General features: G+C 59.3%; 14 protein-coding genes. 11 read left to right on the plus strand and 3 right to left on the minus strand.

Annotated features, from left to right (window positions below; translation table 11 throughout):
- Positions 1-442: 442 nt before the first annotated feature.
- Positions 443-2359, minus strand: a complete 1917-nt coding sequence (locus tag PSUM_RS03380) for a hypothetical protein (RefSeq protein WP_231989913.1) — start codon at positions 2357-2359, stop codon at positions 443-445.
- A 496-nt stretch (positions 2360-2855) separates the two neighbouring features.
- On the opposite strand from PSUM_RS03380, the gene PSUM_RS03385 reads away from it, so the two are divergent.
- Positions 2856-3908 (plus strand): WD40/YVTN/BNR-like repeat-containing protein, encoded by a 1053-nt coding sequence (locus tag PSUM_RS03385; protein WP_020799305.1) that lies wholly within the window; start codon positions 2856-2858, stop codon positions 3906-3908.
- Positions 3909-3936: 28 nt separating this feature from the next.
- Entirely contained in the window at positions 3937-6321 is a 2385-nt protein-coding gene (locus PSUM_RS03390) for an efflux RND transporter permease subunit (protein ID WP_020799306.1), read from the plus strand.
- Between the two features lie 149 nt (positions 6322-6470).
- On the opposite strand, the gene PSUM_RS03395 is transcribed toward PSUM_RS03390, so the two are convergent.
- Together PSUM_RS03395 and PSUM_RS03400 are read right to left on the minus strand one after the other, a co-directional pair.
- A complete protein-coding gene (locus PSUM_RS03395) occupies positions 6471-7190 on the minus strand; it encodes a FadR/GntR family transcriptional regulator (protein WP_020799307.1) in 720 nt (239 codons plus the stop codon).
- 117 nt (positions 7191-7307) lie between these two features.
- On the minus strand, positions 7308-9044 hold the full coding sequence (locus PSUM_RS03400) for an IlvD/Edd family dehydratase (protein ID WP_020799309.1): 1737 nt from the start codon (positions 9042-9044) through the stop codon (positions 7308-7310).
- A 193-nt stretch (positions 9045-9237) separates the two neighbouring features.
- Here PSUM_RS03400 and PSUM_RS03405 point away from each other — a divergent pair, with 193 nt between their 5' ends.
- The 9 genes from PSUM_RS03405 (at position 9238) to PSUM_RS03440 (ending at position 16185) form a co-directional block, all read left to right on the plus strand.
- Positions 9238-10560, plus strand: coding sequence for an MFS transporter (locus PSUM_RS03405; RefSeq protein WP_020799310.1), 1323 nt, complete (start codon positions 9238-9240; stop codon positions 10558-10560).
- A gap of 150 nt (positions 10561-10710) precedes the next feature.
- Positions 10711-11703, plus strand: coding sequence for an AraD1 family protein (gene araD1, locus PSUM_RS03410; protein WP_020799311.1), 993 nt, complete (start codon positions 10711-10713; stop codon positions 11701-11703).
- A gap of 11 nt (positions 11704-11714) precedes the next feature.
- Entirely contained in the window at positions 11715-13295 is a 1581-nt protein-coding gene (locus PSUM_RS03415) for an aldehyde dehydrogenase (NADP(+)) (RefSeq protein ID WP_083348972.1), read from the plus strand.
- A gap of 131 nt (positions 13296-13426) precedes the next feature.
- Positions 13427-13768, plus strand: coding sequence for a DUF5629 family protein (locus PSUM_RS03420; RefSeq protein ID WP_042955632.1), 342 nt, complete (start codon positions 13427-13429; stop codon positions 13766-13768).
- The gene (locus PSUM_RS03425) at positions 13761-14930 is read left to right on the plus strand and encodes a lactonase family protein (protein ID WP_020799314.1); all 1170 of its coding nucleotides are present in this window, start codon (positions 13761-13763) and stop codon (positions 14928-14930) included. Before PSUM_RS03420 ends, PSUM_RS03425 begins: the two co-directional genes overlap by 8 nt.
- 156 nt (positions 14931-15086) lie before the next feature.
- Complete coding sequence (locus PSUM_RS03430; protein ID WP_020799315.1) at positions 15087-15266, plus strand: hypothetical protein; 180 nt, start codon at positions 15087-15089, stop codon at positions 15264-15266.
- Between the two features lie 211 nt (positions 15267-15477).
- Positions 15478-15603 carry a hypothetical protein gene (locus tag PSUM_RS32320; RefSeq protein WP_020799317.1) on the plus strand — a complete coding sequence of 42 codons (126 nt, stop codon included), beginning with the start codon at positions 15478-15480 and terminating at the stop codon, positions 15601-15603.
- Between the two features lie 115 nt (positions 15604-15718).
- Entirely contained in the window at positions 15719-15931 is a 213-nt protein-coding gene (locus PSUM_RS03435) for a hypothetical protein (protein WP_033045345.1), read from the plus strand.
- Positions 15928-16185: a hypothetical protein gene (locus PSUM_RS03440; protein WP_020799319.1), complete on the plus strand. Its 258-nt coding sequence runs from the start codon at positions 15928-15930 to the stop codon at positions 16183-16185. Before PSUM_RS03435 ends, PSUM_RS03440 begins: the two co-directional genes overlap by 4 nt.
- Positions 16186-16216 lie beyond the last annotated feature (31 nt).

Below are 16216 nucleotides of genomic sequence, written 5' to 3' on the forward strand. Positions count from 1 at the left end.
AATTCGATATCTGTCAAAAAACGATCATGACTACAGTTCGGCGCTGCTGCTTTTGCTCTCGCATCGCGACGACTCTGTTCTTACGGGCGCCCCCCCGGTTGGCTTCGGTCCCGCCGCAGACGAATCACGTCCCGGTTTTTCCTCCGGTAACTGCGCGAGCGCCACAAACTCCTCTTATCCCTGGCAAACGAAATTCACCGCTTTCGCAATGGGTGTGGGGACTATCGGACGGTCGTTGTTTGCGAGAGGGCGGCTGGATGAGGCGCCAATTGGGGAAGGAATCATTTCTTGCTGTCCATGGGGAGTCAATGCGCGCCACCATAGGGGAACGACAAGTCGGCTTCTGACAAAAAACGCTCATCGATACAGTTCGCTGGACTGCGTGAATCAGCCTGGCTTGGTCCTGATGCCGCGCAGTGCCAGTCACTGCGCGGCGAACGGGTTACGGCAGCGAGAAAATTTTCGTGGCCAGTTCCTTGTCGATGTGGCCGCGATAAATGTCGATTTTCTGGTGAGCGTTTTGTGCCTTGGCCAGTGCCGTGGCATTGGTTTCAAAGCGCTGATCTTTGGTTTTCAGGCTGGCGGCGGTGTAATCGGCGTTGGCATCACTTGATGTTTTGTAATGAAAGTGCGCATACCACAATGGCCGATTGTTATTGTTCATCAGAACGTATTCCTGCAAAAAGTCCTGGCGTCCGGTTTTCAGTTGTATGCGTTCGCCGATTTTTTGCGGGTGAACCTCCTTGTGACGAAACAGATACTCCACGGCTTCGCTGGTAGGGGCTTGGGCCAGGGATATTTGGATACGCAGTTGCGTTGCTTTTTCCTTGATTGTTCCAGCCGTGAGCCGCAGGTCTTTGACGAGGTCGGCATCCTTCTGCGAGTTTGACGGTGCGTTTTCGTGGCGTTCCAGGCGGTCCGCATAGTCGATCAGATTCTGTGCCGTGTTCTGCAAGCTCTCTTCGATTCCCTTTGGATGGCCCGCCCCTCGTGCGTAGCCATCGAATTTGTGCACCAGCTCATCGATTTTCGCCAACGCCTTTCGAGCATCGCCCTTGAGTTGCGGGTAGGGAGTCACGCGCGCTTTCGGTGCGGTTTTACTCGCTTCGACGATTTCCACCCAGGCATTCGATTTATCTTCGCGGAACGAGGCCAGTGGCTGGTCTTCGAAAGGGCTTCTGACGTCGACAATGTCTGTGCCCTGATTGGCAACTCGAGCCCGAACCTCTCCGATCAATGTGCCTTTGACAGTGTGGATGACCCGCTTGCGGGAGGGTGATGTAGCGGGAAGTTCGGCTTTCGATGTCGGGGACGGCGTTTCAGTGTTCTTCAGTTCATCAGCCAGACGGTGCTCGGCATCGTCGCGCAATTGTCCAACGATTTCACACAGATGGGCGAACCGGTCCGGCTGCAATTCATCGGATCTCAGGATGCCAATACTGGTGAGCCCTACCATGGCGGTGTCGTAGTGTTTGACCAGGTTATCCAGTACGGCAATACGATCGTCGCTTTTATAGTGCTTTGAGATTTGAAGCTCAATATAGGACGAGAACAACAACTGCAGGGGTGCCATAACGTCAAGCAGTGCTGCTGACGTGTCGCTGCCAGGCTCCTTGGCGCCGAGAGAGGTCAAGGTGGTCAGTTGGCAGACCTTGGTACCCAGCACGCTAATTTCATTATCGGGCCTGTTGCTGGTCAATCGCTCCCAGGCCTCGGCCCCCTGGTGCGACATCCCTTGAAGTTGGCGAAGACGGCTCCCCACCTCCGTATGAAGCTTGATCAGCGTTTCGTAGATTTCGCAGAGTTCACCCATGTATTCCAAAAAACCATCCACTACGACAGTACCTTCGGTTAGCAGGGCTGTAGCGAGCTGCACCTCATCACTATTGGAATGGGTGTACTTGCATTTAGCTGCTTCGAGATCCAGGCCTTTAATGGTGATTTGCGCATAAGCATTGTTGATCAGATTTTCCTGCAGCTTGCACCCTAATTGGGCAATGTCAGGAGCAACCCTCAAGCCAATCAATTCCGTGGTCACGTCCAGCAGCGTGACATAGCTTGTGCTTTGAGCGTCCAATACGACGGCGTAACGTTGTCTGAACTGTGCCCGTTCCTGTTCGGAGCACGATGGATCGTTCATTTTGCTCTGCATGACGTTGTATGTGATATCAACGCGCTTTTGCATCTGTTTCTGTTGCCCCAGCAACTTCTCCAGATCTTGCATTAGCCCTGCGAAGCGCTGCTGCTTTTGCTCTCGCATCGCGACCACTCTGTTCTTACGGCCACCCCCGATTGGCTTCGGTTCCGCCGCAGACGAATCACGCCCTGGTTTTTCCTCCGGTGATTGCGCGAGTGCCACAAACTTCTCCTGTCCCTGGCAAACGAAATTCACCGCTTTCGCAATGGGTGTAGGGACTATCGGACGGTCGTTGTTTGCGAGAGGGCGGCTGGATGAGGCGCCAATTGGGGAAGGAATCATTTCTTGCTGTCCATGGGGAGTCAATGCGAGCCACCATAGGGGAACGACAAGTCGGCTTCTGACAAAAAACGCTCATCGATACAATTCGCTGGACTGCATGGATCAGCCAAACACCGGCATAGACCGTCCATGGATAACACGATCACCCGCGGTAATACCCGACCATTCACCCGGGACGCATCGACCCGCGGTTAACAAAACATAACGTGCCGTCGATTGTCAGCCGTCGAAAAACACCGATAGGATAAGCCAGCTTCCGAAGGGGCTCTGGATTGCGGGTTTCAAGACTATGCTTTTGAAACAGGACGTCCCGTGAGTACCCCTTTCGGCGCCCTGAAAGGTTGAACGACCTAACAATAATAAAGGGGGAAGGTCTATGAGTGAGCCTGTCATGGGTGTGGGTATCTGCCGCCCGCCGGCATTGCGCAAATTCGCGTTGCTGGCTACAGCGCTCTCGCTGTTGGGCTGTGCCGTGTGGTCAACATCGGTGCTGGCCGCTGACGCGCCAGCGTCCAACGTCGTTTATTCCGTTGAATCGGCCAAGGCCAGCAAAAGCCTGGTGCTCGATGTCGTGCACGCCGGCAAGCGCCTGGTGGCGGTCGGGGATCGCGGGCACATTCTGTATTCCGACGACCAGGGTTCCACCTGGACCCAGGCCAAGGTGCCGACCCGCCAGTTACTGACTTCAGTGTTCTTTGTCGATGACAAGCACGGCTGGGCCGTGGGGCATGACGCGCAGATCCTCGGCAGCGCAGACGGCGGAGTCACCTGGACCAAGCAATTCGAAGATCTGAAACGCGAATCGCCGCTGCTCGACGTCTGGTTCCAGGACGCCAACAGCGGCTTCGCCGTGGGCGCCTACGGTGCGTTGATGGCCACCACCGACGGCGGCAAGAACTGGGAAGACGTCAGCGACCGCCTGGACAACGAAGACCAGTTCCACCTCAACGCCATCACGGCGGTCAAGGATGCCGGCCTGTTTATCGTTGGCGAGCAGGGCAGCATGTTCCGCTCGGCCGATTGGGGCCAGACCTGGGAAAAGCTCGAAGGTCCGTATGAGGGCTCGCTGTTCGGTGTGATCGGCACCGCGCAACCCGATACGCTGTTGGCGTATGGCCTGCGCGGCAATCTTTACCGCTCCACGGATTTCGGCAGCACTTGGGAGCAGGTCAAACTCAAGGCTGAACGCGGTGATCTGGAATTCGGCCTGTCCGGCGGTACATTGCTTGACGATGGTTCCATTGTGATCGTCGGCAACGGCGGTTCGGTGATCAGCAGCAGCGACAACGGTGAAACCTTCAGCGTCTTCAACCGTCGGGATCGTATCTCGCTCTCATCTGTCGTCGCCGCAGGGAACGGCAATCTGATTCTGGCTGGACAGGGCGGCGTTCGCGCCACTTCGCCAAATGGCGCTGAGCTGGGCAAATGAGCCGGGTTAATAATAAGAAGGCGTAGTCATGACATCCTTAAGCACCCATCATCAGGACAAGGCGACGTTTCTTGAGCGCCTGATCTTCAATAATCGCCCGGCAGTGATTTTCATCTGCCTGCTGGTCAGTGTTTTCCTGTTCTGGCAGGCGACGCTGATCCGCCCGTCCACCAGCTTCGAAAAAATGATCCCGCTCGAGCATCCGTTCATCCAGAAGATGATGGAGCACCGTAACGACCTGGCGAACCTGGGCAACACCGTCCGCATTTCCGTGGAAGCCACCGACGGCGACATCTTCTCCAAGGAGTACATGGAGACGTTACGCCAGATCAACGACGAGGTGTTCTACATCTCTGGCGTCGACCGCTCCGGCCTCAAGTCGCTGTGGAGCCCGAGCGTGCGCTGGACCGAAGTGACGGAGGAGGGCTTTGCTGGGGGTGAAGTGATCCCGCAGAGCTACAACGGCTCCCAGCAAAGCCTCGACCTGTTGCGTAACAACGTGCTCAAGTCCGGGCAGGTCGGGCGCCTGGTGGCCAACGACTTCAAGTCGAGCATCGTCGACATCCCGCTGCTGGAGTCCTACCCGGACCCGCAGGACCAGGGCAAGCTGCTGGCACTGGACTATCGCAAGTTCTCCCACGAGCTGGAAGATAAGATCCGCGACAAGTTCGAGAAACAGAACCCCAACGTGAAGATCCATATTGTCGGTTTCGCCAAGAAAGTTGGCGACCTGATCGACGGCCTGGTGATGGTGGTGATGTTCTTCGGTGTTGCCTTCGTCATCACCCTGATCCTGCTGTACTGGTTCACCAACTGCATGCGCAGCACAGTGGCGGTATTGAGTACCACCCTGGTGGCGGTGGTCTGGCAGTTGGGGTTGATGCACTTCTTCGGCTTCGGGCTCGATCCCTACTCGATGCTGGTCCCGTTCCTGATCTTCGCCATCGGTATTTCCCACGGCGTGCAGAAGATCAACGGTATCGCCCTGCAATCCAGCGAGGCGGAAAACGCCTTGACGGCGGCGCGGCGCACTTTCCGCCAGCTGTTCTTGCCAGGGATGATCGCGATCCTCGCCGATGCGGTGGGCTTCATCACGCTGCTGATCATCGATATCGGTGTGATCCGCGAGCTGGCCATCGGTGCTTCCATCGGTGTGGCAGTGATTGTGTTCACCAACCTGATCCTGTTGCCGGTGGCGATTTCCTACGTCGGCATCAGCAAGCGTGCCGTGGCTCGCAGCAAGAAGGATGCGATCCGCGAGCATCCGTTCTGGCGGCTGTTGTCGAATTTTGCCAGCGCGAAGGTTGCACCGGTTTCGATTTTCCTGGCGCTGGTCGCCTTTGGCGGTGGCCTCTGGTACAGCCAGAACCTGAAGATCGGAGACCTCGACCAGGGCGCGCCGGAATTGCGTCCGGACTCGCGCTATAACAAGGACAACAACTTCATCATCAGCAACTACTCCACCAGTTCCGACGTGTTGGTGGTGATGGTCAAGACCAAGGCCGAAGGCTGCTCGCGCTACGAAGCCATGGCGCCGATCGATGAGCTGATGTGGAAGATGCAGAACACCGAGGGCGTGCAGTCGGCGATCTCGCTGGTCACCGTGTCCAAGCAGATGATCAAGGGCATGAACGAGGGCAACCTGAAATGGGAAACCCTGTCGCGTAACCCGGACGTGTTGAACAATTCCATCGCCCGCGCCGATGGCCTGTACAACAACAGCTGTTCATTGGCACCGGTGCTGGTGTTCCTCAACGATCACAAGGCCGAAACCCTGGACCGTGCGGTGCATGCGGTGCAGGAATTCGCCAAGGAACACAACACCGAGAACCTGGAATTCATCCTGGCGGCCGGTAACGCGGGGATCGAGGCGGCCACCAATGAGGTGATCAAGAAGTCCGAACTGACCATCCTGATCCTGGTGTACATCTGCGTCGCGGTCATGTGCATGATCACCTTCCGTTCCTGGGCGGCGACCTTGTGCATCGTGTTGCCGCTGGTGCTGACGTCGGTGCTGGGCAACGCCCTGATGGCCTTCATGGGCATCGGCGTGAAAGTCGCGACCCTGCCGGTGGTGGCGCTCGGGGTGGGGATTGGCGTGGACTACGGCATCTACATCTACAGCCGTCTGGAAAGCTTCCTGCGTGCCGGCCTGCCGTTGCAAGAGGCGTATTACCAGACGCTGAAATCCACCGGCAAGGCCGTGCTGTTCACCGGCTTGTGCCTGGCCATCGGTGTATGCACCTGGATCTTCTCGGCCATCAAGTTCCAGGCTGACATGGGCCTGATGCTGACCTTCATGCTGCTGTGGAACATGTTCGGTGCGTTGTGGCTGCTGCCGGCACTGGCGCGGTTCCTGATCAAACCGGAAAAGCTGGCGGGGCAGAAGGGTAATTCGCTGTTTGCTCACTGATCCCTGGTTGAAACAAAAAAGCCGCAACCTCAGGGTTGCGGCTTTTTTTTGTGCGTGAAGATCAAAAGATCGCAGCCTGCGGCAGCTCCTACAGATGTACATCATTCCCCTGTAGGAGCTGCCGCAGGCTGCGATCTTTTGATTTTGCTTTACGAGGGATCGCTACCCAGCACCACATTCAGCGCACTACGCGCATCGTCCAGCTGCACCAGCGTTGCATGCCGCGCACCCAGCGCATCGCGGTTTTCGATGGCCGTGAGAATCGCCTTGTGCCGCGGCAACGCCAGCTCATGCAGGTTTGGCCGCTGATTGGAATGCTTCAACGCTTCGGCAATCGCTACCGACAGCATGTTGCACAGGTTGGCCAGCAAGTCGTTGTGGGTGGCGTCGGCTATACGGCTGTGGAAATCCAGGTCCGGTTGCAGCAAGGCTTCCGGCGTCGGTGCCGCCTCCATGCGCTGGTAGGCTTCACCGATGGCGGCAATGTCCGCGTCGGTGGCGAACTGCGCGGCGAGGGCGGCGGCGGCCGGTTCGATGATGCTGCGCACACTGGTCAGCAGGTCGAAGAACTGGTTCTGCGGGCTGCTTTGCATCAGCCAATGCAGGACGTCCGGGTCGAGCATGTGCCATTCCTTGCGCGGCTTGACCACCGTGCCGACCCGCGGACGGGAATAGACCAGGCCCTTGGCGACCAAAACACGGGTGGCTTCGCGCAACACCGGCCGGCTGACGGCATACTCCTCACAGAGCAGGGCTTCGGCGGGCAGTTTGTCGTCCGGCAGGAAACGTCCCGAGACGATCTGCATGCCCAGTTCCTGGACGATGCGCGAGTGCATGCTTTTGCGGTCGGAGGGTTTGCGGTAATCCATGGGGAACGGCGCGGTCCTGTGCGATGGCGATGCCGCGCATGATAACAGGCGCGGCAAAGTCTTGAAGTGATCGTTCCCACGCAGAGCGTGGGAACGATCAGGGGGAGGGCAACGGAGTCAGTGGGAGTGGCGGGGTACCTCGGCGCCTCGGCAACCGACCAGGAAGTCAAAGTCACAACCCTGATCCGCCTGCAACACATGGTCGATGTACAACTGGCGATAGCCGCCCACCAACAATTGCTGTGGCGGCTGCAGGTCGGCCATGCGCGCCGCCAGTTCGGCATCCGGGATGTCCAGGTGCAGGCGACCGCTGGCGCAGTCGAGTTCGATCCAGTCGCCTTCCTTCACGGCTGCCAACGGACCGCCAGCCGCTGCTTCCGGGGCGACATGCAAGACAACGGTGCCATACGCGGTACCGCTCATGCGCGCATCGGAAATGCGCACCATGTCGGTCACGCCCTGGGCCAGCAGCTTGGCCGGCAAGCCCATGTTGCCGACTTCGGCCATGCCCGGATAACCCTTCGGCCCGCAATTCTTCATGACCAGGATCGAGTTGGCATCCACGTCCAGTTCCGGATCGTTGATTCGTGCCTTGTACATGTCGAAGTTCTCGAACACCACGGCTCGCCCGCGATGCTGCATCAATTCGGGTGTGGCGGCGGAGGGCTTGAGCACTGCGCCCAGTGGCGCGAGGTTGCCGCGCAATACGCAGATCCCGCCGTCGGCGCGAATCGGGTTGTCGAGGGTGCGGATGACCTCGTCCTCGCCATAGATCGGCGCGTCCTTGGTGTTTTCGCCGATGGATTTGCCGTTGACGGTCAAGGCATCGGGATTCGGGATCAGGTTGGCTTCGCCAAGGCGGCGTAATACCGCTGGCAAGCCACCGGCATAGTAGAACTCCTCCATCAGGAAGCGCCCGGACGGTTGCAGGTCGACGATGGTCGGCATGCCGCGACCGATGCGGGTCCAGTCGTCCAGGTCCAGCTCCACGCCGATGCGGCCGGCGATGGCCTTGAGGTGAATCACGGCGTTGGTCGAACCGCCGATGGCGGCGTTGACCCGGATGGCATTTTCGAAGGCTTCCTTGGTGAGGATCTTCGACAGCTTCAAATCCTCGCGCACCATCTCCACGGCACGCATGCCGGACATGTGCGCCAACACATAACGACGAGCATCCACGGCGGGAATCGCCGCGTTGTGGGGCAGGGAGGTGCCCAGTGCCTCGGCCATGCAGGCCATGGTCGAGGCGGTGCCCATGGTGTTGCAGGTGCCGGCCGAGCGCGACATGCCGCCCTCGGCCGCGAGGAAGTCGTCGAGGGTGATCGTGCCGGCCTTGACCTGTTCGCTCAGTTGCCAGACCACGGTACCCGAGCCGATGTCCTTGCCTTTGTGCTTGCCGTTGAGCATCGGCCCGCCGGTGACGACGATCGCTGGCACGTCGCAACTGGCCGCGCCCATCAGCAATGCCGGGGTGGTCTTGTCGCAGCCGGTCAGCAGTACCACGCCGTCGATCGGGTTGCCGCGAATGGCTTCCTCCACGTCCATGCTCGCCAGGTTGCGGGTCAGCATGGCGGTCGGGCGCAAGTTGGATTCACCGTTGGAGAACACCGGAAATTCCACCGGGAAGCCTCCAGCCTCGATCACTCCGCGCTTTACGTGTTCCGCGATCTGGCGGAAGTGCGCGTTGCACGGGGTCAGTTCCGACCAGGTGTTGCAGATGCCGATGATTGGCTTGCCATGGAACTGGTGATCGGCGATGCCCTGATTCTTCATCCAGCTGCGGTACATGAAGCCGTTCTTGTCGGCGGTGCCAAACCATTGGGCGGAGCGCAGGGTGGGTTTCTTATCAGACATGATCGATTCTCTTATTGTATGACTATATTGTTCGAGCTGAGGCGTAACATAAGCGCAAATTCGCCTGTTTGGAAGTGTTGTTGGATAAATAGTATTACTATATAGTCGTTTTCAGCGGAGGGATGGCCCTGACGGTTAGCCGTGAGAGGCGTCCCCCGAGGTTCTATAAAAACAACAATCGGAGACCGATCTCATGAGCCAGGAATTGCGGCTGATCCGCCGCATCACACTGAAACTGATTCCCTTCCTGATCCTGCTGTACCTGATCGCCTACGTGGATCGCTCCGCAGTGGGCTTCGCCAAACTGCACATGGGCGCCGACATCGGTCTCGGTGATGCGGCGTACGGGTTGGGCGCAGGGCTGTTCTTCATTGGCTATTTCCTCCTGGAAATCCCCAGCAACCTGATGCTTGACCGTTTTGGCGCACGACGCTGGTTCGCCCGGATCATGGTCACCTGGGGCGCCATTACCATCGGCATGGCATTCGTCCAGGGGCCGAACAGCTTCTACCTGATGCGCTTTTTGCTCGGTGCGGCGGAAGCCGGGTTCTTTCCTGGCGTTCTGTACTACATCACCCAGTGGTTCCCGGTGCGCCATCGCGGCAAGATCCTGGGGTTGTTCATCCTGTCCCAACCCATCGCGATGATGATCACCGGGCCCGTGTCCGGCGGGCTGTTGGGCCTGGATGGCGTTCTTGGCCTGCACGGCTGGCAGTGGCTGTTTATCGTCATCGGCACCCCGGCGATCCTGCTGACCTGGCCGGTACTGCGCTGGTTGCCGGATGGCCCGCAACAGGTGAAGTGGATGGATCAGGCCGAAAAGGACTGGTTGAGCGGCGAACTGCAAAAAGACCTGCAGGCATACGGCCAGACCCGCCACGGCAACCCGCTGCACGCGCTCAAGGACAAACGCGTGTTGCTGCTGGCGCTGTTCTACCTGCCAGTGACCCTCAGCATCTATGGCCTGGGCCTGTGGCTGCCGACCCTGATCAAGCAGTTCGGCGGCAGCGACCTGGTGACCGGGTTCGTGTCATCGGTGCCCTATGTCTTCGGGATCGTTGGTCTGCTGATCATCCCGCGCAGCTCCGATCGATTGAATGATCGTTATGGTCACTTGGCGGTGCTGTATGTGTTGGGCGCCATCGGCTTGTTCCTCAGCGCCTGGCTGACGTTTCCGGTACTGCAATTGATTGCGCTGTGCCTGGTGGCGTTCGCACTGTTTTCCTGCACGGCGATTTTCTGGACCTTGCCCGGGCGCTTCTTTGCCGGCGCGAGTGCGGCGGCGGGGATTGCCCTGATCAACTCGGTAGGCAATCTCGGCGGCTACATCGGCCCGTTCGTGATCGGCGCGCTCAAGGAATACACCGGCAACCTGGCGTCGGGGCTGTATTTCCTGTCCTGCGTGATGGTGTTCGGCCTGGTGTTGACCGGCGTGGTGTACCGCCAGTTGGAGCGCAAGCATGTGTTGCCGGCGGATGAGTTTGCCGCCAGTGCGCGTGGGGCTACCCGTACTTGAGGATTCACAACGATCTCCTGTGGGAGCGAGCCTGCTCGCGAAGGCGCAGTGTCAGCCAACAGATAGGTTGGATGTGATGACCTCTTCGCGAGCAGGCTCGCTCCCACGGGGACCTTCGTTGGATTTGAGATTTGTCACAGGAGAAAAATCATGCGTTTGGTTCAGTTCGAATTGAGTAACGGCGAGCGCCGTGTCGGCGTGGTCGAGGGGGCGCAGGTCCTGGAAGTTCGTGAGGCACGCACGGTTCGCGACCTGGCGCTGGCAGCGATCCAAGCAGGCCTCAATCTGGAGCAACAGGTGCAGAGCCTGGGGCTCGGCATCAGCCACGACTATGCTGGACTGCTGGCGCAATTGCGCATCCTGCCACCGCTGGATCACCCGGATCCTGCGCACCTGCTGGTCAGTGGCACTGGCCTGACTCACCTGGGCAGCGCGTCGGCCCGGGACAAGATGCACCAGCAGGCCGGTGACGAAGCCGCGATGACCGATACGATGCGCATCTTCAAATGGGGCGTGGAAGGCGGCAAGCCTGCGGCCGGTCAGGCGGGCGTGCAGCCGGAATGGTTCTACAAGGGCGATGGCAGCATCGTTGTGCGCCCCGGCCAGCCATTCCCCTTGCCACCGTTTGCCGAAGACGCCGGTGAAGAGCCTGAACTCAGCGGCCTTTATGTCATCGGTCACGACGGCAAGCCGTATCGCCTTGGCTTTGCAGTCGGCAACGAGTTTTCCGATCACGTGATGGAGCGCAAGAACTACCTGTACCTGGCCCATTCGAAACTGCGCAGTTGCAGCTACGGTCCGGAGCTGCGGGTTGGCGAGCTGCCGCAACACCTGGCCGGCACCAGTCGCATCCTGCGCGACGGCCAGGTGCTGTGGCAGAACGAGTTCCTCAGTGGTGAGGCCAACATGTGCCACAGCCTGGCGAACCTTGAATTCCACCATTTCAAGTACAGCCAGTTCCTGCGTCCTGGGGACGTGCACATTCACTTCTTCGGTACCGCGACCCTGTCCTTCGCTGACGGCATTCGCCCACAACCGGGCGATGTGTTCGAGATCAGCCAGGGCGAATTCGGCGCGCCGTTAATCAATGGCATCGTTGCGGTCGATGCGGCGTTCGAACCCGGCACTGTCGGCACTCTTTAAGGAATTTCCCCATGCTTCGAATTCTTGGCCACAACTACATCGGCGGCCAGCGCAGTGCGCTGGGCAGCGTCAAATTGCACAGTGTCGACGCCGAGACAGGCGAGGCGTTGCCCCACGATTTCACCCAGGCCACGCCGCAAGAAGTCGATGCCGCCGCCAAGGCCGCCGCGCAGGCGTATTCGGCTTATCGCAATCTGAGCGCGGAGCGTCGCGCAGAATTTCTCGATGCCATCGCCAACGAACTGGATGCGCTGGGCGATGAGTTTGTCAGCCTGGTGTGCCGCGAAACGGCATTGCCGGCCGCACGGATCATCGGTGAGCGTGGCCGCACCAGCGGGCAGATGCGCTTGTTCGCCAATGTGCTACGGCGCGGCGATTTCTACGGGGCGCGCATCGATCAGGCGCAACCTGAGCGCCAGCCCTTGCCACGTCCCGACCTGCGCCAATACCGTATCGGTCTCGGCCCCGTTGCAGTGCTCGGAGCCAGCAACTTCCCCTTGGCGTTTTCCACCGCCGGTGGCGACACGGCATCGGCCCTGGCTGCCGGTTGCCCGGTGGTGTTCAAGGCCCACAGCGGCCACATGGCCACGGCCGAGCAGGTGGCCGATGCGATCATCCGTGCGGCAGAAAAAACCGCGATGCCGGGCGGCGTGTTCAACATGATCTACGGCGGCGGAGTCGGTGAAGCGCTGGTCAAGCACCCGGCCATCCAGGCGGTGGGCTTTACCGGTTCGCTCGCGGGTGGTCGGGCGCTGTGCGACATGGCAGCGGCACGCCCACAACCGATCCCGGTGTTCGCCGAGATGTCGAGCATCAATCCGGTGATCGTGCTGCCCCAGGCACTGCAAGTGCGCATGGAGACCATCGCTCGCGGCCTGTCGGCTTCGGTGGTGCAAGGCTGCGGTCAGTTTTGCACCAATCCTGGCCTGGTAATGGGTATCCGTTCGCCGCAGTTCACTGCTTTCCTCGAGTCACTGGCGGACATGATGGCCGATCAACCGCCGCAGACCATGCTCAACGCCGGCACGCTGGGCAGCTATGCACTGGGCTTGCAAAAGCTCCTTGACCATCCCCGTATCGAACACCTGGCGGGTAAACCGCAACAAGGGCGTCAGGCGCAACCGCAATTGTTCAAGGCCGATGCCAGCTTGCTGATCGAGGCTGATGAAGTGCTGCAAGCGGAAGTCTTCGGCCCGACCACAGTGGTCGTCGAAGTGGCGGATCAGGCGCAACTGAGCGCCGCGTTGAACGGTCTGCATGGTCAATTGACCGCGACGATCATCGGTGAGCAGGCCGATTTCGAGCAGTTCAGCGAACTGACGGGGTTGCTGGAGCAGAAGGTCGGGCGAATCCTGCTCAATGGTTATCCGACCGGCGTGGAGGTCTGCGATTCGATGGTGCACGGCGGGCCGTATCCCGCGACCTCGGATGCGCGCGGCACGTCGGTAGGGACCTTGGCCATCGACCGTTTCCTGCGCCCGGTGTGTTTCCAGAACTACCCCGACAGCCTGCTGCCGGATGTGCTGAAGAACGCAAACCCGCTGGGTATCCAGCGCCTGGTGGATGGCAAGCCGACTCGCGATGCCCTTTGACATGATCGTTCCCACGCTCTGCGTGGGAATGCAGCCCGGGACGCTCTGCGTCCCTTCCAGAGCCGAACGCGGAGCGTCCGTTCAGGCGTTACCACGGGGACCGTGGGAACGATCAGTCGATCATCAGGTGCATGAGCTATCATTGCGTTTTTCCCATTCAAAGATTGACTGCCATGACTGCCGTAACAGATACCTTGCTCAACGCCCTCGAACATTGCGGGATGGTGGAAATCGACGGGCTGCACGCCTTCGAATTCGCCCTCGATGTCGACGACAACCTGCACATCGAATGCATGGACGGTCGAGCGGCCAGGCACTGGGAATTCACCCCGGCACAGATCCAGGCCGCGACCTTTGACACCACAGAGCAGAATTGGCTGATCCGCGATAACGTCGGCGAACACCGTCTGGTATGCCTCGGCGACGTCATCAGCGGCGACAACGACGACGATGATGATCAACAGGATGCGTAACGTCTGGCCACTGCTGATCGCCGGCAGCCTCGGCGCGATGGGCGTCCAGGTGGCATCCGCCGATAACTATCAATTGCTCGTGGGTTCCTACACCGCCGGGCAAAGCCAGGGTATCTACCGGCTTAACTTCGACAGTGCGACCGGGCAGATCGACGCCAGGCCGCTGCAAGTGATCCAGAGCGAAAACCCGTCCTGGCTGACCCTGTCCAGGGATCAGCAGCGGGTGTTCGTGGTCAACGAAAATGGCCCGGGCCAGACCGATCCGGTCGGGCGGGTCAGCAGTTATGCCATCGACCCCAAGACCCTGGTACTGACCCTGATCAATCAGGTACAGAGCCTGGGCAACGAGCCAACGCATTCGAGCCTGAGCCTTGAAGCGAGCCACTTGTTTGTCAGCAACTACTCGGTGGCTGAAGATCCGGGCGGCACCTTGGCGGTGTTGCCGGTGGCGGCGGACGGCTCGTTGAAGCCGGTGGTGCAGATGAGTAGCCATCCGGCCAGCCGGGTCAACCCCGAGCGGCAGATGTCGGCGCACGTGCACGCGACGATACCGTCGCCAGACGGCCAATACGTGTTTTCCAACGACCTGGGGGCGGACAAGGTCTTTGCCTACCGCTTCGACCCAAAGGCCAATCCTGACTTGCCGTTGACCCCGGCAACACCGTCGTTCGTGCAGCTGCCGCCCGGTAGCGGGCCGCGCCATCTGCTGTTCAGTGCCGATGGCAAGCACGCCTGGCTGACCATGGAAATGAGCGCGCAAGTGGCGGTGTTCGATTACCGCGACGGCAAGCTTGAGCAAACCCAGTTGGTCGATCTGGCTGCCGGTCAGCCCGTTTCGGACAAGGCCGCCGCTGCCTTGCACGCATCCAGGGACGGCAAGTTCCTGTATGTCAGCAACCGTGGTACGGCCAACCAGCTGCTGGTGTTCGCCATCGACCCGGCGACGGGGCATCTCAAGGAACTGCAAAGGCGCCCGGTAGAGGGCGATCATCCACGGGAGTTCAGCCTCGATCCGAGCGGCAAGTTCGTACTGATCGCCAATCAGAAAAGTAACCAGATTGTCGTCGTCGAGCGCGATGCCATCACCGGCTTGCTGGGTAAAACCGTGCAAAAACTGCCGATGGATGCACCGAGTGACCTGAAATTCATGGTGCGTCAATAGGCCGCAGGCTCCGGTTGATGGGGCCTGCATCCTTCTATCAATGAGGGTGATATCTGTAAGTGTCACAAAGCATTTCAGGCTGATAACCCTCGAGGGTTAAGTTTGCTTCACGGCCCCACCGGGCAAGCAAGCCAACTGACTTCGAGGAATATCCGCATGAACTTCAATCTCTTCTCCGTAATCGCCGCTTCCGCCATTTCCGCCACCGTGGCCCTGCCAGCCAGCGCCAACGTTGAAATCAGCGACAAGAAAGCCCACGCCCAGAGTTACACCCAGAAATACCTGCAACAGAGCGCCAACTTCTACGCCGCCCTGGATCACAAAACCCAGCACTGAAAGACCCGACCAGCAGCCTTTTATGCAGGAGCGAAGTCACTTGCCGATCGAAGCCCAGGCAGCGAAAGGCGTTGAAGTGATGTCGCTCCTGCATAACGCGTTTGCGACAATATCATTTAGCCATCGATGTAATGCTTGATATCAGGTGGCCATATCTCTAAATTTGACGCTGATTTTTTGACTCCTCCTTCTCAAGAAAAGGATTGCCAAAATGACGATGCGTCTTGCCGTGGTGCTGTTGTTCCTCTATTCGACCCCGATCCTGTCTGCTGCCGACCCCATTCCCGGCGAACCCGACGCTGCGCGCGAGCGCATGATCAGTTTTATTGAAGACTGAGATAGACTGGCTCAATGATCAACGAAGTTGATATTTGCTATGCATCAGACTCGTTGGTTACCGCTGCTTTTTTGATTGATTCTATGGACTCTGAAACATGTCCACGGAGTTCATCATGGCCAGCACCATCATCACCTCTGCCAAACACGGCGCCTACGTAGCAATCGGTCTCTATTTGGTCATGGTGCTGGTTGTCAGTCTTTCGCCGCAGTCGCGGCAAACCGTCGAGCCGCCGATTCACGTCGCGCACCCTGGCATCCAGTTTGAACATCGCGCACAACAGGCGATGGTCGATCCGGCCGAACTGGCGGGAGTGGCCGGAGCATGAACCGTTGCAAACTTTTGCTTATCGCCTTCCTGGCATTCATAACCAATGGCTTTTCCCTGCTGGGGATCGGGCACGGGTCAATAGGCGGGGTGGCACGGGCCATCGAGGCCAACCACAACATCGCGCGCAACATCGAGATAGCCAAGGCCATGGGGATGCTCGCGGGCAACCCGCCACACGAGCCCGATAGCGGGTTTTTCGGGCCGTTCCAGGTGGATTGCTCGGTGATTGGCATGTGCGAGGTATTGGCCTGAAACGCCGATTCCTGTAGGAGCGAGCACGCTC

This window comes from Pseudomonas umsongensis (assembly GCF_002236105.1).
Lineage (GTDB): Bacteria > Pseudomonadota > Gammaproteobacteria > Pseudomonadales > Pseudomonadaceae > Aquipseudomonas > Aquipseudomonas umsongensis.